Raw genomic sequence first — 19070 nt, 5'->3', positions numbered from 1 at the left:
ATGACCAATCCTCAGCACGGACCGAGCACCACCACCCGCATCGAGCGACACCACTACGACGTCGTCGTGATCGGGGCCGGCGGCGCCGGCCTGCGCGCGGCGATCGAGGCGCGGCTGGCCGGCAAGAAGACCGCCATCATCTCCAAGTCGCTGTTCGGCAAGGCGCACACGGTGATGGCCGAGGGCGGCGCCGCGGCGGCCATGGGGAACGTGAACAGCCGGGACAACTGGCAGGTGCACTTCCGGGACACCATGCGCGGCGGCAAGTTCCTGAACAACTTCCGGATGGCGGAGCTGCACGCGAAGGAGTCGCCGCAGCGGATCTGGGAGTTGGAGACGTACGGGGCGTTGTTCGACCGTACGAAGGACGGCAAGATCTCGCAGCGCAACTTCGGCGGCCACGAGTACCCCCGGTTGGCGCACGTCGGCGACCGGACCGGCCTGGAGCTGATCCGCACCCTCCAGCAGAAGATCGTCTCCCTACAGCAGGAGGACAAGCGCGACCACGGCTCGTACGACGCCCGGATCAAGGTCTTCGCCGAGACCACGATCACCGAGCTGCTGCTCGACGGTGACCGGGTCGCCGGCGCGTTCGGCTACTACCGGGAGTCCGGGGAGTTCGTCCTCTTCGAGGCGCCCGCCGTGGTGCTCGCCACCGGCGGCGTCGGTCGCTCCTACAAGGTCACCTCGAACTCGTGGGAGTACACCGGGGACGGTCACGCGCTGGCGCTACGGGCCGGGGCGACCCTGATCAACATGGAGTTCCTCCAGTTCCACCCCACCGGCATGGTCTGGCCGGTCTCGGTCAAGGGCATCCTGGTCACCGAGTCGGTACGCGGTGACGGTGGCGTGCTCAAGAACTCCGAGGGCAAGCGGTTCATGTTCAACTACGTCCCCGACGTCTTCCGCAAGCAGTACGCGGAGACCGAGGAGGAGGCGGACCGCTGGTACGACGACCCGGACAACAATCGGCGTCCGCCGGAGCTGCTACCCCGCGACGAGGTGGCCCGGGCGATCAACACCGAGGTCAAGGAGGGTCGGGGCACCCCGGCCGGCGGCGTCTATCTGGACATCGCCTCCCGGTTGCCGGCCGAGGAGATCCGTCGCCGTCTGCCGTCGATGCACCACCAGTTCAAGGGACTGGCCGACGTCGACATCACCAAGGAGCCGATGGAGGTCGGCCCGACCTGCCACTACGTGATGGGCGGCATCGAGGTCGACCCGGACAGCGGTGCCGCGTACGGCTCGGTGCGGGGCCTCTTCGCCGCCGGTGAGGTCTCCGGCGGCATGCACGGCTCGAACCGGCTGGGCGGCAACTCCCTCTCCGACCTGCTGGTCTTCGGCAAGCGCGCGGGTGGTCACGCGGCCACCTACGTGGACCAGCTCGGCGGGCGACCCCGGGTGGCCGTGGAGGCGGTGGAGACCGCGGTGGAGACCGCCCTGGCCCCGCTCCAGCGGGACACCGGCGAGAACCCGTACACCCTGCAGCAGGACCTCCAGGCGGTGATGGGAGATTTAGTCGGAATCATCCGCCGGCAAAGCGAGCTGGAAGACGCCTTGAGCAGGCTGGCCGAGCTGCGCGAGCGGGTGGCGAAGGTCAGCGCCGTCGGCGGCCGGCGTTACAACCCCGGCTGGCACCTCGCACTGGACCTGCGCAACATGCTGGTCGTGTCGGAGTGCACCGCCAAGGCGGCGCTGGAGCGCCGGGAGTCGCGCGGCGGCCACACCCGTGAGGACCACCCGACCATGGATCCGCAGTGGCGACGGGTCAACCTGGTCTGCTCGTTGGAGGGCGACACCGTCCGCCTGGAGCGCAAGCCGCTGCCGAAGATGCGGACCGAGCTGCTCGGCCTCTTCGACCGCACCGAACTGGCCAAGTACCTGACCGACGAGGAGTTGGCCGAGTTCGACGCCGTCGCCGCCGCTGACACTGCCGGGAAGGAGAGCTGAGAGATGGGTACGAAGCGCAACTTCCGGATCTGGCGGGGTGACGCCGACGGGGGCGACCTTACGGACTACGCCGTGGAGGTGAACGAGGGCGAGGTGGTCCTCGACGTGCTCCACCGGTTGCAGGCGACCGACGCGCCCGACCTGGCGTGCCGGTGGAACTGCAAGGCGGGCAAGTGCGGCTCCTGTTCGATGGAGATCAACGGGATGCCGAAGCTCAGCTGCATGACCCGGATGTCGACGTTCGAGGAGAACGAGACGGTCACGGTGACGCCGCTGCGCACCTTCCCGGTGATCCGGGACCTGGTCACCGACGTGTCGTTCAACTACGAGAAGGCGCGGGAGACCCCGGCCTTCGCTCCCCCGGCCGACCTGGCCCCCGGCGACTACCGGATGCAGCAGGTCGACGTGGAGCGCTCGCAGGAGTTCCGCAAGTGCATCGAGTGCTTCCTGTGCCAGAACGTCTGCCACGTGATCCGTGACCACGACGAGAACAAGCCGGCGTTCTCCGGTCCGCGGTACTTCATCCGGGCCGCCGAACTGGACATGCACCCGCTGGACGCCAAGACCGACCGCAAGGAGTACGCGCAGGCGGAACAGGGTCTCGGATTCTGCAACATCACCAAGTGCTGCACCGAGGTCTGCCCCGAGCACATCAAGATCACCGACAATGGGATCATCCCCATGAAGGAACGGGTCGTCGACCGCAGGTACGATCCACTTGTATGGCTCGGTAGCAAGATCTTCCGGAGGGGTCAGGTGCCTCAGACCAGCGTGACCAGCGAACACACCCCGGGCGCCGTGCGCTCCAGCGCCGGCGGCCACGGCGTGCACTCGCACGCGGGCGGCTCCCACGACGCCGACGCCGAGGTGCAGGCCCAGCAGGGCGTCAACTGGCACCGTGAGGTGCCCCGGCCGACCGCCCCGGCGGTCGACGCGAGCGGCAAGCTGCCGCTGACGGAGCTCACCTTCGACCGGGCGGCGGCCCCCTCGCCCTTCGGCGACGACGTGACCTTCCCGCTGCCCCCGGAGCACCTCAACTTCGCGCACCCGGAGCAGGACGACAAGAAGCACTGACACCCGTTTCGACCGGGGGCCGTGGCATCCGCCACGGCCCCCGGTTCGTTTCCCGCCCGGGCGCTGCGGATAGCCGCGTCGACGGCCGGGGCCCGGAGGCGGGTCAGATCGCGTGCTCGGCGCCGACCTCGGCCGGAACGCGCTTCGCTATCCGCAGGTTCAGCTTCCACGCGGCCCGCTGGGCCAGGCTCACCGCCTCCTCGGCGCTGGCGGCGCTCGCCCGCACCTGTGCGACCCGGGAACCCGAGTCGGAGAGCAACTCCACCGGGGCACCGACCTGGACCAGCGCGGTGACCTCGACCGACGGCCCCAGAGCCCGGGCGTCCTCGACCCCGTCCAGCCCGGCGAAGATCCCCGCCTCCGGCGCGGTCACGAACCAGATCGCCTCGCTGGTGCCGCTCGGCGCGGCGTTGCGCAGCCGCTCCTGCACCGGTTCGCCGAGCACCAGGTCGATCGAGGCCGCCGACAGGTCCACCCCGCTGACGATCGACGCCATCTGCCCGATGTCGTCACCGCCGAGACGGGCGTTGACCTCTACGATCCGGGGCCCGTCCGAGGTCAGGACGACCTCGGTGTGGGCGGGTCCGTCGGTGAAGCCGAGAGCGTCGAGCATCCGGACCACGTACGTGCGGACCACCTCGGCCTCCGCGTCGGGGATCTGCGCCGGCACCACGTGCCCGAGCTCGACGAACGTCTCCGGGTGGGAGAACTTCTGCGTGATCGCGAGCACCGAGGTGACTCCGTGCTGACTGATCGACTCGACGCTGAACTGCGGCCCGGACAGAAAGGGCTCCACGATCACGCGGCGGTTGGCGCGATCGGGATCGATCGGTGACTCCTGGTCGGACGCCCGTCGTAGCGCCGCTTCCAGGTCACTGTCCCGGGTCACCTTCGACACGCCCAGGCTTCCGCAACCGGCGGCCGGCTTCACGATCCAGGCGGCTTCCGGGTGCCCCGCGCCCACGATCGCGGCCAACTCGGCGGGGCTCTCCACGGTGCGTGCCCGGACCGTCTCGACACCGACCTCGGCCAGATGCGTCCGCATCGACTCCTTGTCCACGATGCGCCGGACCACCGAGAGCGGCGGTACACCGGGCAGGTCGAGTGCCGTGGCGATGCGCGCCGCCAGCACGGTGAGCGGTTCACCGAGGCAGGCGACGGCGTCGAACGGGTCGACCGCGTGGATGGTCCGGACCATCTCGACGACCAGGTCGTCGGGCTCGTCACCCTGGATCGCGAGGACGCGCGCGTGGTGTCCGAGGCTGCCGAACCAGGTCAGGAGTTCACGGGAGGTGACGAACGTCGTACGGGTCTCCGGACGGTGCGCCAGGAACGCGCCGTTGCCGCCACCCACCAGGAGGACATGAGAGGGTCGTCCGCTCATCACTGCTCCGCATGCTCTCGGCTACCGGGAGTCACAGTCTCCTCACTGGCACCGTTCGGCACCATCGTCTGTCCATCGGTAACACGCGACGCGTACGGCGGGTTACCTGTCGGGCGTCGGCCCGTCGGGCGGGGCGCCGGCCGACTCGAGCAACGGGCGGAGTGCGGCGACGATGGGAGCGTCGGCGGGCAGCCAGGTGACGGTGTCCAGCTCGGCGGCGGAGAGCCAGCGCATCCCGGAGTGTTCCAGCGCCTGCGGTCGATCACCGTGCAGCAGGCGGGCCGCGTACACCTTGAGCACCGAACGGCCGTGCGCCATCCGGACGCTGCGGCCGACCCGGTCGCCGATCTCGACGCGTACGCCCAGTTCCTCGGCGCACTCCCGGGCCAACGCCGCCGTCTCGCTCTCCCCCGGCTCCACCTTGCCGCCGGGGAACTCCCACATGCCGGCGACCTCGGGTGGAGCCGACCGGGCACAGGCCAGCACTCGCCCGTCCTCGATGATGGCCGCCCCGACGATCACCTTCGGGTCCCTGCGGGCTGCCTGCCCGCCACCATTAGCCCGTTCGGTCCGCACGGGCGTCCAGCGTGCCAGATCAATCGGCGGTTTGGGTAGCTTGGTCGACCGTCAGGGCAGGAATCCCAAGAAGTGTGGGCGTGGACACACCATCCGAGTGACGTAAGACTAGAGGCACCGACAAGACACGGGGCGGCGACGATTTGGCCACAAGCCGGCAACGAAGCCTGGGAGGTGCGGTGATGCGTGCGCTGTTCGGCGGTCGAGCAAAGCACGACTACCTCAGCGACGCCCTCACCCTACTCAACGGGTGGACGCGCGAGGGCGACCAGATTCGGCGCACTCTGGTCATAGACGACACGCAACACGCGGCCCTGACCGAACGGGTCAAGGTGGTCGCGGACGCGCTGCACCTACGACCGGAGATCAGCCGACGGGCCGACCACACCCAGATCCGGGTCGGGCACCACGACGAGCCGCTCACCGAGGGTGAGGTGCTGCTGGCCGCCCGGATCGAGGACGCCTACCGGGCGGTGGCGGAGCCGGGCGAGGACCGCCTGGGTTGACCGGCGGCCCCCGACACCCCGCTCAGACCTCGGCATCCTGCGGGTACGTCCGCAGCTCGACCGAGTTGCCGTCCGGATCACGGACGTAGACCGATACCGCGTCGCCGCGCGCACCGAAGCGCCCGACCGGGCCTTCGAGAATCGTGAAGACGCCGGAGTCGATCATCCGCTGCCAGTCCAGCGGAGCCACGACCAGGCAGAAGTGATCGACGTTGGCGCTGCCCCGATCCCGTCGGACCAGGTCGATGATGGTCTCCGGGCTGATCCGGACGGATGGGAACGGCACCTGCCCGGCCCGCCACTGCGTGACCCGGACCGGGGCCAGACCGAGCATCCCGCAGTAGAAGTCGAGGGAGCGCTCGACGTCGGCCACGTTGAGCACCAGATGGTCGAAGCCGGTGACCCGTACCTGGTGCGTGATGGTGCCGGCCGAGGGGGAAGAAGTCGTGTTCATGCCCTTCACGATGCGCCGACCGGCGAGACCGACCAAGAGCCGATCGGAATACCATCGTTGCGTCCTGGTCAACGATGGGAATTGGACGTGCTGGAGCGGTACGAGATCGAGACCTTCCTGACCCTCGCCGAGGAGCTGCACTTCGGCCGGACGGCCGAACGCCTACGGATCAGCACCGGTCGGGTCAGCCACGTGGTCAAGAAGCTGGAGCACCGGATCGGCGCGCCGCTGTTCGCCCGTACCAGCCGGGTCGTGCGACTCACCCCGATCGGCCGGCGGCTCGCCGAGGACCTGACGCCGCTGGTCGCCGGCATGGATGAGGCGGTACGCCGGGCCACCGAGTCGGGACGCGGCACGAGTGGTCGGCTGACGGTCGCGTTCCTCGGCGAGTGGACCGCGCCCGTCCTGCTCAGGGCGGTCGAGGTGTTCACCGGACGACACCCGGAGTGCCGGGTCGAGGTACGCGAGGTGCAACTGCACAACTCCCGGCAGAGCCTGCTGGACGGCTCGATCGACATCCTCGTCGCCGCGTACCCGTTCGACGGGATGGCCTGCGGACCGCCACTGCTCACCGAGTCCCGGCTGCTCGCGGTGGCCGCGCCCCACCCACTGGCGGGTGCCGGGTCCGTCTCCGTCGAGGTGCTGGCCGACCACCCGGTCGTCCAGTACCCGGCGGTGACGTCGGCGGCGTTCAAGCGCGACCGTACGCCGGAGCACACCCCGGCCGGTCGCCCGGTGCCGAAGGGGCCGTCCGGCGCCACCTTCTCCGAGATGTTGACCCTGGTGGCGATGGGCCAGGGCGTGCTGCCGGTGGGCGAGCACACCCGGCGCTACTACCCCCGGCCCGACGTGGCGTACGTGCCGATCGTCGACGCACCACCGATCCTGCGCGGACTGGTCTGGCTGGAGAGCAACACCACCACCCGGGTCCGCGAGTTCGTCCGCGCCGCCGACGACGCCAACCGGGACGCCCCGCCGGGCTGACCTGGCGGATCTTGTGGTTGGCGTCGGCCACCTACCGTGGAGTACATGACGAACGCGACGTACGACCGCAAGGAGCAGTTCCAGCAGATCCAGAGTGGCCTGCTCGACGGGGAACAGATCATCGCCGTCTACGACGCCGTCGGCACCGGCACCGGGTTCATCGGGCTGACGGATCGACGCGTGATCATCCAGGACCGTTCGTTCATCGGCAAGAAGTACGCGATCACCAGCATCCCGTACTCGAAGATCACCAGCGTGAGCGTGGTCAGCAACAAGTCCTGGGGCGGCTCGTTCTTCTCCACCGGCGCCATCGCCATCCACGTCGGCACGCACACCTACGAGGTGGAGTTCCGGGGCGACCAGAAGAGTCACCACGTGCACAACGTGATCCTGCACTACATCAGTTGACCAGTCCCAGCCCGCGCAGGGCGTCGCCGAACGACGCCGCCCGGGCGATCAGCCGCCAGCCCTCCGGGAGCAGCAGGTCGATCCGGCAGCCGTCGCGGCCGAACTCCACCGACGCCTCCGCACCCGCGTGGTGTGCGGCCAGCGCCAGAATCCCCGGCAGCGGGTCGGGCAGCCGAGCCGTGGCCAGGGCCTGCGGCACGTGGATCGGGACGCCGGGATCGGTGGGCACCGCGTCCCGGACCGCGTGGTCGAGGTAGCGCAGGCAGAAGTCGATCGCCGCCTCCACGGTGGGCTGAATCGGCCGCTCGCGGGCCGCGCCGCACCGCACGAGCGACACCGACCAGCGCAGCGCCATCCCGGCGGGCCGTTCGTCGCACACCCCCACCCGCAGCGTCAGCGACAGTCCGTAGGCCAGGCGCACCAGGTCCGCCAGAGGCGGCACGTCCGGACGGCGGGCGACCACGATCAGCCTCGCGCCGGGTCGCCCGGCGGCGGCGGAGGACACGAACCGTCGCTCCGGGTCCGGCCCACCGGCCAGCACCAGGCCGTCCCGCAGCGCCACGTCGAGCGTTCGGCCGCCGTCGGCGTCGGTGAGGTGTTCGGGGCGTACGCCGAGACGGCTGGCCTGGTCGGCGAGCCGGTAGGGGCCGTCGAGCCGGTAGCCGGGCGACACCTCGGGCCCGTCGCCCGGCAGCCACAGTTGGTGCTCGGCCCGGTCGACCAGGTCGGTCACCGTCACGGTGAGCGCGGCGTACCGGCGGCGGCTGCCCCGGCAGTACGGGCAGCCGCCGGTCACCGGCGCGAACCCGGCACCGCCGCAGACCCGGCATCCCGGCTCGGCCGCTCCCCCGTCGATCCGGCAGTAGCACGACACCAGCCGGCCCCCCGGCACGCAGTCGGGGCAGGGACTCCACGGCACCGGCACGCCCTGCCACGTCGGCGCGGTCGGCTCGACGACCCGCCGCAGCAGGGTGATCGACTGCCGGGCGACCTGCCCGGTGTCCCGCTCGGCCAGGACCACCGTGTCGCCGTCCTCGGCGAGTCGCAGGTGCCACCAGCGCCGGTCGCGCCAGACCGCCTGGGCACCGGGTGCCTGCCCGATGTCGGCGAGAACCAGCCCGCCGAGCCGCGCCAGGTCGACCACCGGCCGTACGGCCTGCGTCCCGTCGCCGGGCACCATCGTGTACGCGGGTGCCGCCGCCCCGCGCTCCCCCAGCCCGAACAGCGCATCGGCAACCGTGGTGGCGGCGACCGCCGTGGCCAGGTCGGGCCAGTGGGCCGGGATGTGCGCGGGCACCTCACCGCCGGGCACCTCGTACCGCACGTGCCACGTCGGTCTCCCCCGCCGGTGTCGACGCGCCTCGACCACCAGATCCAGCCGAAGCAGGTCGGCCACCTCGCAGAGCCGGGCCAGCCGGGCGTCCGGCTCCTCGGCGGGCGGCGCTGCCGATCGGGTCAGCCACAGCCACCACGGCCGGTGCACGTACCGGACGATCGCCTCGGCCTCCATCTCGCGTCGCTGCTGCGCCGGCAGTCCCGGATACCACCGCCGATGCAGCGGCACGACCAGGGTGGCCGCCTCCCACGGCCGGTTCCGTTCGCGCAGCGGATCCCCGCCCGGCGGCTCGGCGGCACCGGTCGTTTCGATGATCGCCCTCTGCTCGCGGACCAGCGCGGTCAGGTCGAGGCACCAGCCACCCCGGTCCGCCAGGGTCGGCTCGACGCTTCCCGGTACGACGTTCGCGGAGGCCACCGCCCCGGTGTCGAGGTCGGCCACGGTGAGCACCAACTGCGCCCGCCACCGGCCGGTCCGCCCGCAGTCCATACAGTCCCGGACCACACGTCCCGCTCCGCCGCAGAGCCGGCAGTCCCGGTACGCCCGACCGACCTCGTCCCGCCAGCCCACCAGCAACCGGTCGCCACCGTCGGTGCAGCCGCACGCCTCGGTCACGTTTCCCGCCCCGCCGCAAGTGGCACACCCGACCACCGGTGCGGCCGGTGGGTCGAGCGGCGGCCGGTCCGCGTCCGCACTCATCGCGGCACACGCCCGGCACACGGCCCGTCGTGGCCGGTCCGCAGCAGGCAGCGCCGGTCGCCGGACAGCCTCAGGTCACAGAAGACCCGATGGCGTACGCCCTGCTCGTCCTCAGCCGACACGGTGGTCTCGCCGGGGTCGGTCGCGGCCAGCACACTCGACCACCGGGCCACCACCCGAGCCAGCCGGACGGCGACACCCAGGTCACCAGCGACCACCGGAACGTGAATGACGAAACGCTGCCCCATCAGTACCGCCCGCCCACCGGATTCGCCCGGCGAGCCTGCTCGGACTGCCACTGCCGCAGCGCGTCCCGGAACCGCACCGCCTCCCGCACACTGTTGCCCAGCGCGTCGTGGACGGCGGCCAGGTCGTCGGCCACCCGGTCCAGGAACTCCTGCACGTCGTCCGGGTCGAGCCCACGCCGCCCGAACCGGGTCGTCCGGAACCGCCGTTCCCGCACCTGCCACGGTCGCAACGGCGGACTCGCCGCCGACCGGTAGCAGCCGGTCCCCTGGTCCAGACCGACCGGACCGGCCACTCCGGTCCCCGCATCGCGCCCGACCTGCTCGGACCATCTTCTGCGTCGGAAGAAGCCCACGCCCCGTACTCCCTTTGGTCGCGTATCCCCTGGACAAGGCGGGCACCCGCCAACCCGGGCAGGCGGGTGCCCACCGCCCCACCACCGCAGCCCCATGGCAGTACGACAGCAGAGCAGCTCACCGCGTCACACCAAGGAGTGACGGACCCTCCGTGTCCCCTCGGTCGCTTCTCGCAACAAGCAACCTAGCAATATGGCCACATTCAAACAACCCATCGTTGCAACATGGCCCTATTTGGTCGTAGCCACGGGGGCATGAGGCTTGTCTCATGACGATCGATCCGCGCTCGCACACGCCGGTATACGTCCAGCTCGCGGACCTGATCCGAGGGCAGATCGAGGCCGGCACGCTGGCACCGGGATCGAGCATCGGCAGCGAGGCCCGGCTGAGCCAGGAGCACGGGATCGGACGGGACGCCGTCCGGATGGCGATAGCTCTACTTCGATCGGAAGGACTCGTCACCACCAGCCGACCGTTCGGCACCCGGGTTCGGGAGACACAAGAGCGCCGCGAGATGGAACTACCGCCCGGCGCTTCCGTGATCACCCGCATGCCGACGGGCGCGGAGCGACGGTCACTCAGCATGGACGAGGGCGTGCCGGTCCTCGAAGTGCGCGATGCAGAAGGCGGCGTGGAAGTCATGCCAGGTGACGAGGTCATTGTGACCCGCCCCAAACCTCGCTGACCCCACCTCCCACCGGCCCACGCGATCAGACGGGACCCAATCCTCGACAATCCGGTCACAGCGGCCTGACCTGGACCCCGAGAAATTCACTGACGTACACCTGAAACGCGCCGCGATGAACAAAATCGAGGCGGGCCAGTGCAAGATCACGCTCGATCCAGGATCGAGTGGCATCCAAGCGCGATGTCAACCACTCGATCCAGGATCGAGCGGAAGCTCCCAGCCGGCCTGAGCGGACACCATGTGTCGGCCGCCTTGGGGCAAGGGAGCAAGACCAGCCCCGAGATGCCCTCGAAACTCTTCGTGGAAAACCTGTTGCCGCGTCGCATCGACGCCTGTTGGCTGAACCTCAGCCGATCGAAGGGAGCGACCGACATGAGGTACGCCACGACGCACGTTCAGCGACCCACAGTCACCGACTCCGTCGAAACGAGGCTTCGTGAGTACGTGGTTTCCCACGATCGAGGTGCCGCACGGCGCCACTAGCACCACCGGAGGCCGCTGATGTCGGTCTTCGACGACCCGGGGCACTTCGGCCGGTTCTGGGCCGGCACCTACGACCTGCCCGGCGGCCTGCCCGACCCGATGCCGGCCGCAGCGTTCCTCGCCGACCTGGCCGGTGACGGTCGGGCGTTGGAGCTCGCCATCGGCACCGGTCGGGTGGCCCTCCCGCTCGCCGCGCACGGCTGTGCCGTCGAGGGGGTGGAGGGGTCACCCGAGATGGTCGCGAAACTGCGCGACAAGCCGGGCGGCGCGGACCTCCCCGTCGTCATCGGCGACATGGCGGACGTACCCGGGGTCACCGGGCCGTACCGGCTGGTGTTCCTGGTCTTCAACACGCTGTTCAACCTCACCCGCGAGGAGCGGCAGGCGGACTGCTTCCGCAACGTCGCGCGGGTGCTGGAGCCGGGTGGGGCGTTCGTCATCGAGACGTACGTGCCGGACCCGGCGGACATCGACCGGGACGAACAGGTCCGGCCCTGGGAGGTGACCGAGGACTCGGTCGCCATCCGGCTGCACCGGTACGACCGTGCGGCGCAGACGTTCCTCCGGCAGACCGTCACCTTCGACGGCACCGGGGTGCACCTGCACCCGTTCGCCATGCGGTACATGTGGCCGGAGCAGATCGACGAGATGGCGGCACAGGCCGGGTTCCACCTGGCCGACCGGTACGCCGACTGGGACCGCTCGGCGTTCGGGGTGGACAGCACCTCGCACGTCTCCGTCTACCGGCTCGGCTGACGACCGGTGCGGGCACGGAACGGCCATCATGCCGCGTCGTGCCCGCACCACCCACCGACCCGAACGGGTACCACTGAGGCCGACCCGGTGCCGACACGGCCCGCGATCCATACGGCCCGGCGATTCATACGGCCCGGCGGCGATACGGTCCGGCGATCTTTACGGCCCGGCGATCCATACGGCCAGATGCCGACGCGGCCCGGTGCCGGCAATCTATGCGGCCAGATGCCGACGCGACCCGGTGCCTGTGTTCCATGCGGGGCCAGCGCGGTGCCGGGCCCGGCAAGTCACCGCCTGCGGCCCCTGTCGAGCTGAACCGTTCAGCTCATCACCCAGGCTGGGGACTCGCACCGAGCGGGCCGGTCGGTGATCCGTTTGCGCCATCAGCTCGACAGCGCCCACACCCCTCGGCGCGGCCATCCCCCTGCACCAGCCGCGCTCCGCACCAGCCGTCCAGGTGCCGAACATCCACGTACCGGCCGTCCACGTACCGGCCATCCGCATGCCGACCACTCACGTCCCGACCACTCACGTCCCGGCCACTCACGTCCCGGCCACGCACGTCCGGGCCACGACGCCACGGGCACCAGCACCGGCGCGGGGAGTGGCCTCGCCACGGGCTGGGATACTCGATCACATGCCGATCCGTACCGCCGTGTCAGCCGGGCTGCGCCGGGTCAGGGAGAACGGCCGGGGCCGCTGGCTGCGCCGCGCGGTGCTCGCCGGCACGGCCGGCGTGGTGCTGGTGACCGGTGGGGCCTGGGCCAGCACCGGCTGGATCCGCTCCGGTGCCGACGGGCACACCTACACCGCCGAGGCGGTGCCGGAGGCCCCCGTCGCGCTGGTGCTGGGCACCCGGGTCCAGCCGGACGGCACCCCGTCGCCGTTCCTCAGCGCCCGGCTGGAGATCGCCCGCGAGCTGTACGCCACCGGCAAGGTGCGGGCGATCCTCGTCTCCGGCGACAACATGCACCACGAGTACAACGAGCCGGAGGCGATGCAACGCTGGCTCGTCGACCGGGGAGTCCCCGCCGACAAGGTGGTGCTCGACCACGCGGGCTTCGACACGTACGACTCCTGCGCCCGCGCCAAGCGGGTCTTCGGTGTGGACCGGGCGACCGTGGTCACCCAGTCGTTCCACCTGGCCCGGGCCGTGACGGTCTGCCGCCACCTGGGCGTCGACGCCAACGGGGTGGGCGACGAGACGATGCGGGAGCTGAACAACCGGACCTGGCGGATCAGTTCGACCCGCGAGTACGGCGCCGGTCTGAAGGCAGCGGTGGACGTGCTCTCCGGCCGCGACCCGGTGCACCTGGGCGAGCGCGAGACCGGTGTCGAAGAGGCCCTCCGCACCAGCTGACACTCCGCCGCCCGAGAAGATTCCGCACCGCTGCCTCAGGAGAAGTTCGTCGGGTAGACCCGCCGCTTGGCTCCGGTCTGCTGGGCGGCGGTCGCCTGTCGCTGCACCCCCGGGACCTGGGCGACCATCGGCGGCGGAGCGACCTTCGTCAACGGTCCGGGCACGGCAAGTTCCTCGACCACCTGGATCTGGCCCGGCGGGATCGCGTCCATGGTCTGGAAGTTGTTGCTGTCACCGCTCTTGTCCTGGCGCCACCGGTCGTTACCGGCGACGCTCGCCTGCGGCACGTCGAAGCTGAGGACGAGGCCGCCGCACTCCGCCACGTCCCGGAGGGCGGGCTCGTGTTCCTTCATTCCCATGGTCCACTCGGTGTGCTGCCGCGCATAGGAGAGCGCCACCTCGAAGCTGAGCGTGACGGTGTGCCAACCCTGGTCCTTGTGCTCCGCGGCCACCATGTGCTTCTCCCACCGCTTGCAGCCGATACCGCCACCGGCCTTGCCCGGATCGAGTCCGACGACCGAGATGCTGCCGGGCCCGGAGTAGAAGTTCTCCCGGTTGGTGCCCTGGTAGAACCGGAGCATCCCCGGAGCTGCCGGAGCCGGTGCCGGATTCGCCGACCGCCACAGGTGTTCCTGTCGCGTGTTGAACGCCTGGAGCGCGACCGGATCGGCCACGTCCACGGGCAGCTGGTCGAGGCGGGCCGCCAGCCGGTAGAGGATCAACTTGTCGGCGATGACGCCGAGCGCCGGACCGGCGTACTTGGCGGAGAGGACGATCATGTTGGCGGCCGGCAGGTAGTCGCTGCCGACCGGGGTGTCGAGCAGCCCGACGCACAGCGGCGTGGGCTGACCGGCATCGAGTGACGCCACGGCGGCGGCGACGATCTGATCGGTCGCGGACAGCTGGGTGAGTCGCGCGGTCAGCCCCGGGTGTGCGGGCGGGAGTCCCTGAAGGGTGCCTGGGGTCGGTTGCATATCCGCGACCCTAGGCCGACCGATCACGCTCTGTCACAGCTCAATCGCGAAGCAGACTGACGGACCGTCACGCTTCCTCAGCGTGACAGTGTGGCTGTTCGACACGCCAGGCCTGGAGCAGCTGCACTGCCACGGTCCCGGGTCAGCGACGCCGCATCCAGCTCGGAACTGGCGGCACCGAGACTCGCAACGGCCCGCGTCGGTCGCGGATGTACGTCGCGTAGTCCGAGAAGTGGCGGCGACGACCCAAGTAGTGCGGGTAGTGGTCGAAATGCCACCGGCAGTCCTCAATGAAATCGGTGTGGTCGTCCAGTCCGAGGCGGGCACATGTCCCAGCGAAATCGTCCAAGCCGTTCATCATCTCGGCGCACTGCGCGGGCGTCGCGCCATCGGCACCCCACAGCACCCCGACCGGAAGTTCGTGAATGACGTAGTCAAGCCACTCGCGGTCATGGCGGTAGCGGGCCTGGTCGTCGTCGGCCAGGGTGATCACCAGGCTCTGCTTGACCTCGGCAGTTTCGATCCCGTCTGGCAGTAGCACGACCATCTCGCCGCCGTCGACACTCTCCGCCCCTGCCTCGATCCAGAACTCGATCGGGAAATGCGACTTTGCCCTCACCTTGAGTGTCGTGAGGACGGGCACCTTCGCGACGATGCGATGGTGACGCCCTCGGGCGCCGCGAACGGACACCTCGACCCAGCCGGGAAAGTCGTCCGAGTGCCAACGCACAGCCACCGCCCGCAGCTTCACCATGAGGCGAAGCCTAGGCGGCAGACGTGAGACCAGGGTCAGACGTTGAAGCGGAACTCCACCACGTCGCCGTCCTGCATCACGTACTCCTTGCCCTCGATGCGGACCTTGCCCGCCGACTTCGCCGCCGCCATCGAACCGGCCTCGACCAGGTCGGTGTAGGAGACCACCTCGGCCTTGATGAAACCGCGCTGGAAGTCGGAGTGGATCACCCCGGCGGCCTCCGGCGCGGTCGCGCCGACCGGGACGGTCCAGGCCCGTGCCTCCTTGGGGCCGGCGGTGAGGTACGTCTGGAGGCCGAGCGTGCGGAACCCGACGCGGACCAGCTGGTCCAGCCCCGGCTCGGACTGCCCGATCGACTCCAGCAGCTCGCGCGCCTCCTCCTCGGGCAGATCCACCAGCTCCGACTCGATCTTGGCGTCCATGAAGACCGCCTCGGCCGGAGCGACCAGCGCCCGCAACTCGTCGAGGAACTCGGCGTTGTTGAGCTCGGCCTCGTCGACGTTGAAGACGTAGAGGAACGGCTTCGTGGTGAGCAGGTGCAGCTCCCGCAGGTGCTCCAGCTCGATCTTGGCTGCCGCCGCGCCCGCGTAGAGGGTGGTGCCGCCGTCCAGGACCTCGACGGCCTGCTTCGCGGCGGTCACCGCGGCGGCCCGGTCCTTGCGGAGCTTGGCCTCCTTTTCCAACCGGGGCAGCGCCTTCTCCAGGGTCTGCAGGTCGGCGAGGATCAGCTCGGTGTTGATCGTCTCGATGTCGTCGGCCGGTGAGACCTTGCCGTCGACGTGCACGACGTTCGGGTCGGAGAAGGCCCGCACCACCTGGCAGATCGCGGAGGCGTCGCGGATGTTGGCGAGGAAGGCGTTGCCCCGCCCCTGGCCCTTGGAGGCGCCCCGCACCAGGCCGGCGATGTCGACGAACGACACCGGGGCGGGGAGCACCTTCTGCGAGTTGAAGATCTCGGCGAGCTTGACCAGCCGCTCGTCCGGCAGCCCGACCACGCCGACGTTGGGCTCGATCGTCGCGAACGGGTAGTTCGCGGCGAGCACGTCGTTCTTGGTCAGCGCGTTGAACAGGGTGCTCTTGCCGACGTTGGGCAGGCCGACGATGCCGATGGTGAGACTCACGACGAGCCAGCTTACGCCGTTACCCGCCGACCACGGTCAGCGGTGGGTCAGCTTCGCCGGCTCGGGCCGGCCTGCCGGGGCACCAGCATGTCGACCCGCAGCGAACCCGGGGCCAGCTCGGCCTCGGCGGCCAGCGGCAGCGTGAACCGGGCGTCGGCGGTCGGCTCGGCGCCGTGTGACTCGCCGAGCATCCAGTGCACCTCGTCGGCCGTCCAGCCCAGCGCCGGCCGGGTGGCGATCTCCCGGAGCAGCCGCAGCGCGGCACGGGTGTCGTCGTCGTAGAAACGCATGCACCAGTGGTGTACCCACATGCCCAGGGCACGTACGCCGTCACGGTCCAGCGACCGCACCAGGCGACCGCAGGCGGTGTCGCCGAAGGCGCGCGCCGGGTCGTCGGCGCGGTCCCGCTCGATGGCGCCGACCGCCGCCGGGGCGACCAGGCGCATCCGCTCGTAGAAGCGTTGGACGACGGACTCGTCCAGCGGGGGGTGCCCCTGCCTCGACGCCGACGCCCGACCCGCCACGCTCGCCATCACCGCGCCCCTTCTTGAGTTGGTGGCCGCACGCTACCGACCACAACCGACACTTTCCCCGCCGCCCCACCGCGCCCAGCACCCCCATCCGCCACTCACCGCAGCTCGCGCCGGGTGCGGATGTAAGGAGGGGACCCTTCCTATACACGAGGCGTTAGTAGGGGACCCCTCCTTACATGCGGGTCCGAATTCCGCCAGCCGGAGGTCGGCGGGTAGGCGCATCATCGGTGACGTGGATCTGGACTTCGAGCGGTGCTACCGGGCTGTCGACAGCCGCGACCAGCGGTTCGACGGCTGGTTCTACACCGGCGTGACCTCGACCGGGATCTACTGCCGGCCGTCCTGTCCGGCGGTGACCCCGAAACGGCGCAACGTCCGGTTCTTCCCGTCGTCGGCGGCCGCCCAGCGGGCCGGTCTGCGCGCCTGCCGGCGGTGTCGGCCGGACGCCTCCCCCGGCTCGCCGCAGTGGGACGTCCGCGCCGACGTGGTGGGCCGGGCGATGCGGTTGATCGCCGACGGCGTGGTCAACCGCGACGGCGTACCGGGGTTGGCGGCCCGGCTCGGGTACACCGAACGGCACCTGCACCGGATGCTCCGGGCGGAACTCGGCGCGGGACCGCTGGCGCTGGCCCGGGCGCAGCGGGCCCAGACCGCCCGGACGCTGATCGAGACCACCGGACTGGGCCTGGCCGAGATCGCCTTCGCCGCCGGATTCGGCAGCGTACGGCAGTTCAACGACACGGTCCGCGACGTCTTCGGGGTACCCCCGTCCCAGTTGCGCAGTGCCCGCCGGCCCGACACGGGCGGGGCGGGAACGGTCACCGTGCGGTTGGCGTACCGTCCACCGCTGCACGCCACCGCGCTGCTCGACTTCCTGGCCCACCGCACGCTGCCCGGGGTGGACGAGGTACGCGACGGGACGTACCGCCGGGGGTTGCGGCTGCCCCACGGCCCCGGCGAAGCCGTCCTGACCCCGACGGACGGGCACGTCCTGGCCACCCTGCGGCTGACCGACCTGCGGGACCTCGCCCCGGCGGTGGCCCGTTGCCGGCACCTGTTCGACCTCGACGCCGACCCGATCGCCGTCGACCAGACCCTGGGTGCCGATCCGGCCCTGGCCGGCGCGGTCGCTGCCGAGCCCGGCATCCGTGTCCCGCGCGCGGTGGACGGCTTCGAGACGGTCGTCCGGGCCATCGCCACCCAGCAGGTCTCGCTCGCCTCGGCCCGCACCACGTTGACCCGGCTGCTCGCCGCGATCCCCGACGCCCCGCCCGACGGCACGGCCGGCGCGGGCGACGGCGATCCCGCCGTCGAGCGCCTACGCGATCGGCAGGGCTGGCTGCGCGGGTTCCCCTCGGCCGAGGAGGTCCTGCGGGTGCCGGACGCCGGATTCCGGATGCCGGTGGGCCGGCGGGAGACGATCCGGCGGGTGGCCCGGGCGGTCGTCGACGGCGGGCTCGACCTGGCACCCGGCGGTGACCGGCAGGAGACCGCACGGCGGTTGACGGCGACGTCGGGCATCGGCCCGTGGACGGCGGGCTACCTGGCGATGCGGGCGCTCGGCGACCCGGACGCGTTCCTCCCCACCGACCTCGCGGTCCGTCGGGGTGCCGCCGCCCTCGGCCTGCCGGACGACCCGACGACCCTCGACGCGTACGCCACCGCGTGGCGCCCCTGGCGCTCGTACGCGGTGATCCGGCTGTGGAGAGCAGCATGAATCCGACCTTGGAGGACAGTGTGAACCGCACCTCGCAGAGCCCGAACACCTCGACCGTCGACTACGCCACGACGGACACTCCCGCCGGCCCGCTCACCGTCCTCACCGGTCCGGACGGTGCGGTGCGGGCCGCCGGTTTCACCGCCGACCCGGATGCCCTGCTGCCGCTGATCCATCCACGTCTGCGGGGCACGCTCCGGCAGCGTCGGGAACTCGGCCCGGTCAGCGACGCCGTCACCCGGTACTTCGACGGCGACCTGGCCGCGATCGACCCGGTGCCGGTCGAGCAGCACACCGACGGGGCGTTCATGGCGCACGCCTGGCAGGTGCTGCGCGAGGTGAAGCCGGGTGAGCCGGTCACCTACACCGCGTACGCGGGCCTGGCCGGACGCCCGGCCGCGATCCGTGCCGCCGCAGCGGCCTGTGCCCGCAACGCCGCCGCCCTCTTCGTGCCGTGTCACCGGGTGCTACGCACCGACGGCACGCTGGGCGGCTACCGCTGGGGGCTGCCGGTGAAGGAGCTGCTGCTCGCGCACGAGGCAGGCCGTTGAGGCGCAGAGCCCGACCCGCTTCGACGCGAGCCGCACCGGGACGGGGGCCGCGGGGGCACCGGGACGGGGGGTGTCCCTATGGGTTCCGTCAAGCGGCGAGGGCCAGCTTTTCTGCAGGTTTGTGCTGGTAAGGCGTCGCGGTGCGAAGCATCGCGTGCAG

General features: G+C 70.8%; 20 protein-coding genes. 10 read left to right on the top strand and 10 right to left on the bottom strand.

All coding sequences use genetic code 11. The features are described from left to right. Both ACIBO1_RS11425 and ACIBO1_RS11420 read left to right on the top strand, forming a co-directional pair. Entirely contained in the window at window positions 1-1950 is a 1950-nt protein-coding gene (locus ACIBO1_RS11425; RefSeq protein ID WP_396744244.1) for a fumarate reductase/succinate dehydrogenase flavoprotein subunit, read from the top strand. A gap of 3 nt (window positions 1951-1953) precedes the next feature. Further along, window positions 1954-3024, top strand: coding sequence for a succinate dehydrogenase/fumarate reductase iron-sulfur subunit (locus ACIBO1_RS11420; protein ID WP_396744241.1), 1071 nt, complete (start codon window positions 1954-1956; stop codon window positions 3022-3024). 103 nt (window positions 3025-3127) lie between these two features. Here ACIBO1_RS11420 and ACIBO1_RS11415 read toward each other — a convergent pair whose 3' ends face one another. Both ACIBO1_RS11415 and ACIBO1_RS11410 read right to left on the bottom strand, forming a co-directional pair. After that, window positions 3128-4408, bottom strand: coding sequence for an ATP-grasp domain-containing protein (locus ACIBO1_RS11415; RefSeq protein ID WP_396744239.1), 1281 nt, complete (start codon window positions 4406-4408; stop codon window positions 3128-3130). A gap of 102 nt (window positions 4409-4510) precedes the next feature. Next, a complete protein-coding gene (locus ACIBO1_RS11410) occupies window positions 4511-4984 on the bottom strand; it encodes a (deoxy)nucleoside triphosphate pyrophosphohydrolase (protein WP_396744237.1) in 474 nt (157 codons plus the stop codon). Between the two features lie 182 nt (window positions 4985-5166). On the opposite strand from ACIBO1_RS11410, the gene ACIBO1_RS11405 reads away from it, so the two are divergent. Then, window positions 5167-5490 (top strand): 4a-hydroxytetrahydrobiopterin dehydratase, encoded by a 324-nt coding sequence (locus tag ACIBO1_RS11405; RefSeq protein WP_131052714.1) that lies wholly within the window; start codon window positions 5167-5169, stop codon window positions 5488-5490. Between the two features lie 22 nt (window positions 5491-5512). Here the strand turns inward: ACIBO1_RS11405 and ACIBO1_RS11400 are convergent, their stop codons facing one another. After that, complete coding sequence (locus ACIBO1_RS11400; protein WP_396744234.1) at window positions 5513-5944, bottom strand: VOC family protein; 432 nt, start codon at window positions 5942-5944, stop codon at window positions 5513-5515. A gap of 87 nt (window positions 5945-6031) precedes the next feature. Between ACIBO1_RS11400 and ACIBO1_RS11395 the strand changes: the two genes are divergently transcribed. Together ACIBO1_RS11395 and ACIBO1_RS11390 are read left to right on the top strand one after the other, a co-directional pair. Then, entirely contained in the window at window positions 6032-6928 is an 897-nt protein-coding gene (locus ACIBO1_RS11395) for a LysR family transcriptional regulator (RefSeq protein ID WP_396744231.1), read from the top strand. Between the two features lie 45 nt (window positions 6929-6973). Then, the gene (locus ACIBO1_RS11390; RefSeq protein ID WP_117226445.1) at window positions 6974-7336 is read left to right on the top strand and encodes a PH domain-containing protein; all 363 of its coding nucleotides are present in this window, start codon (window positions 6974-6976) and stop codon (window positions 7334-7336) included. Here the strand turns inward: ACIBO1_RS11390 and ACIBO1_RS11385 are convergent. Genes ACIBO1_RS11385 through ACIBO1_RS11375 form a run of 3 tightly spaced genes read right to left on the bottom strand, consistent with a single transcriptional unit; the run spans window position 7329 to window position 9912 of the window. Beyond that, window positions 7329-9371: a hypothetical protein gene (locus ACIBO1_RS11385; protein WP_396744228.1), complete on the bottom strand. Its 2043-nt coding sequence runs from the start codon at window positions 9369-9371 to the stop codon at window positions 7329-7331. The genes ACIBO1_RS11390 and ACIBO1_RS11385 overlap by 8 nt on opposite strands. Next, window positions 9368-9619 (bottom strand): hypothetical protein, encoded by a 252-nt coding sequence (locus tag ACIBO1_RS11380; RefSeq protein ID WP_396744225.1) that lies wholly within the window; start codon window positions 9617-9619, stop codon window positions 9368-9370. Before ACIBO1_RS11380 ends, ACIBO1_RS11385 begins: the two co-directional genes overlap by 4 nt. Then, the gene (locus tag ACIBO1_RS11375) at window positions 9619-9912 is read right to left on the bottom strand and encodes a DivIVA domain-containing protein (RefSeq protein WP_396744775.1); all 294 of its coding nucleotides are present in this window, start codon (window positions 9910-9912) and stop codon (window positions 9619-9621) included. Before ACIBO1_RS11375 ends, ACIBO1_RS11380 begins: the two co-directional genes overlap by 1 nt. A gap of 329 nt (window positions 9913-10241) precedes the next feature. Between ACIBO1_RS11375 and ACIBO1_RS11370 the strand changes: the two genes are divergently transcribed. The 3 genes from ACIBO1_RS11370 (at window position 10242) to ACIBO1_RS11360 (ending at window position 13260) form a co-directional block, all read left to right on the top strand. Further along, window positions 10242-10658 carry a GntR family transcriptional regulator gene (locus ACIBO1_RS11370; RefSeq protein ID WP_396744222.1) on the top strand — a complete coding sequence of 139 codons (417 nt, stop codon included), beginning with the start codon at window positions 10242-10244 and terminating at the stop codon, window positions 10656-10658. Window positions 10659-11162: 504 nt separating this feature from the next. After that, window positions 11163-11900: a methyltransferase domain-containing protein gene (locus ACIBO1_RS11365; RefSeq protein WP_396744220.1), complete on the top strand. Its 738-nt coding sequence runs from the start codon at window positions 11163-11165 to the stop codon at window positions 11898-11900. Window positions 11901-12537: 637 nt separating this feature from the next. Continuing rightward, window positions 12538-13260: a vancomycin high temperature exclusion protein gene (locus tag ACIBO1_RS11360; protein ID WP_396744217.1), complete on the top strand. Its 723-nt coding sequence runs from the start codon at window positions 12538-12540 to the stop codon at window positions 13258-13260. 35 nt (window positions 13261-13295) lie between these two features. On the opposite strand, the gene ACIBO1_RS11355 is transcribed toward ACIBO1_RS11360, so the two are convergent. The 4 genes from ACIBO1_RS11355 to ACIBO1_RS11340 all read right to left on the bottom strand — a co-directional run bounded on the left by ACIBO1_RS11355 (window position 13296) and on the right by ACIBO1_RS11340 (window position 16642). Then, window positions 13296-14234 carry a hypothetical protein gene (locus ACIBO1_RS11355; RefSeq protein ID WP_396744214.1) on the bottom strand — a complete coding sequence of 313 codons (939 nt, stop codon included), beginning with the start codon at window positions 14232-14234 and terminating at the stop codon, window positions 13296-13298. Between the two features lie 142 nt (window positions 14235-14376). After that, window positions 14377-14988 (bottom strand): hypothetical protein, encoded by a 612-nt coding sequence (locus ACIBO1_RS11350; protein WP_396744211.1) that lies wholly within the window; start codon window positions 14986-14988, stop codon window positions 14377-14379. Between the two features lie 35 nt (window positions 14989-15023). After that, on the bottom strand, window positions 15024-16109 hold the full coding sequence (ychF, locus tag ACIBO1_RS11345) for a redox-regulated ATPase YchF (protein ID WP_396744208.1): 1086 nt from the start codon (window positions 16107-16109) through the stop codon (window positions 15024-15026). 47 nt (window positions 16110-16156) lie between these two features. After that, window positions 16157-16642, bottom strand: a complete 486-nt coding sequence (locus tag ACIBO1_RS11340; RefSeq protein ID WP_396744205.1) for a hypothetical protein — start codon at window positions 16640-16642, stop codon at window positions 16157-16159. Between the two features lie 232 nt (window positions 16643-16874). On the opposite strand from ACIBO1_RS11340, the gene ACIBO1_RS11335 reads away from it, so the two are divergent. Continuing rightward, on the top strand, window positions 16875-18359 hold the full coding sequence (locus tag ACIBO1_RS11335; RefSeq protein ID WP_396744203.1) for a DNA-3-methyladenine glycosylase 2 family protein: 1485 nt from the start codon (window positions 16875-16877) through the stop codon (window positions 18357-18359). Further along, window positions 18356-18910, top strand: coding sequence for a methylated-DNA--[protein]-cysteine S-methyltransferase (locus ACIBO1_RS11330; protein WP_396744201.1), 555 nt, complete (start codon window positions 18356-18358; stop codon window positions 18908-18910). Before ACIBO1_RS11335 ends, ACIBO1_RS11330 begins: the two co-directional genes overlap by 4 nt. The last annotated feature ends 160 nt before the right edge of the window (window positions 18911-19070 follow it).

The organism is Micromonospora sp. NPDC049903 (genome assembly GCF_044460945.1).
In the GTDB taxonomy this organism is placed as follows: Bacteria; Actinomycetota; Actinomycetes; order Mycobacteriales; family Micromonosporaceae; genus Micromonospora.
The sequence above is the reverse complement of the archived record's forward strand: the minus strand, read 5'-3'. Positions and strand labels throughout refer to the sequence as shown.

Excerpts from the sequence above, each read along its gene's own strand:
- ACIBO1_RS11370 (WP_396744222.1), top strand. The coding sequence starts at position 10,242 with ATGACGATCGATCCGCGCTCGCACACGCCGGTATACGTCCAGCTCGCG.
- ACIBO1_RS11340 (WP_396744205.1), bottom strand. The coding sequence starts at position 16,642 with ATGGCGAGCGTGGCGGGTCGGGCGTCGGCGTCGAGGCAGGGGCACCCC.
- ACIBO1_RS11360 (WP_396744217.1), top strand. The coding sequence starts at position 12,538 with ATGCCGATCCGTACCGCCGTGTCAGCCGGGCTGCGCCGGGTCAGGGAG.
- ACIBO1_RS11350 (WP_396744211.1), bottom strand. The coding sequence starts at position 14,988 with ATGGTGAAGCTGCGGGCGGTGGCTGTGCGTTGGCACTCGGACGACTTT.
- ACIBO1_RS11390 (WP_117226445.1), top strand. The coding sequence starts at position 6,974 with ATGACGAACGCGACGTACGACCGCAAGGAGCAGTTCCAGCAGATCCAG.
- ACIBO1_RS11420 (WP_396744241.1), top strand. The coding sequence starts at position 1,954 with ATGGGTACGAAGCGCAACTTCCGGATCTGGCGGGGTGACGCCGACGGG.
- ACIBO1_RS11330 (WP_396744201.1), top strand. The coding sequence starts at position 18,356 with ATGAATCCGACCTTGGAGGACAGTGTGAACCGCACCTCGCAGAGCCCG.
- ACIBO1_RS11405 (WP_131052714.1), top strand. The coding sequence starts at position 5,167 with ATGCGTGCGCTGTTCGGCGGTCGAGCAAAGCACGACTACCTCAGCGAC.
- ACIBO1_RS11425 (WP_396744244.1), top strand. The coding sequence starts at position 1 with ATGACCAATCCTCAGCACGGACCGAGCACCACCACCCGCATCGAGCGA.
- ACIBO1_RS11355 (WP_396744214.1), bottom strand. The coding sequence starts at position 14,234 with ATGCAACCGACCCCAGGCACCCTTCAGGGACTCCCGCCCGCACACCCG.
- ACIBO1_RS11365 (WP_396744220.1), top strand. The coding sequence starts at position 11,163 with ATGTCGGTCTTCGACGACCCGGGGCACTTCGGCCGGTTCTGGGCCGGC.
- ACIBO1_RS11400 (WP_396744234.1), bottom strand. The coding sequence starts at position 5,944 with ATGAACACGACTTCTTCCCCCTCGGCCGGCACCATCACGCACCAGGTA.
- ACIBO1_RS11415 (WP_396744239.1), bottom strand. The coding sequence starts at position 4,408 with ATGAGCGGACGACCCTCTCATGTCCTCCTGGTGGGTGGCGGCAACGGC.
- ACIBO1_RS11385 (WP_396744228.1), bottom strand. The coding sequence starts at position 9,371 with ATGAGTGCGGACGCGGACCGGCCGCCGCTCGACCCACCGGCCGCACCG.
- ACIBO1_RS11380 (WP_396744225.1), bottom strand. The coding sequence starts at position 9,619 with ATGGGGCAGCGTTTCGTCATTCACGTTCCGGTGGTCGCTGGTGACCTG.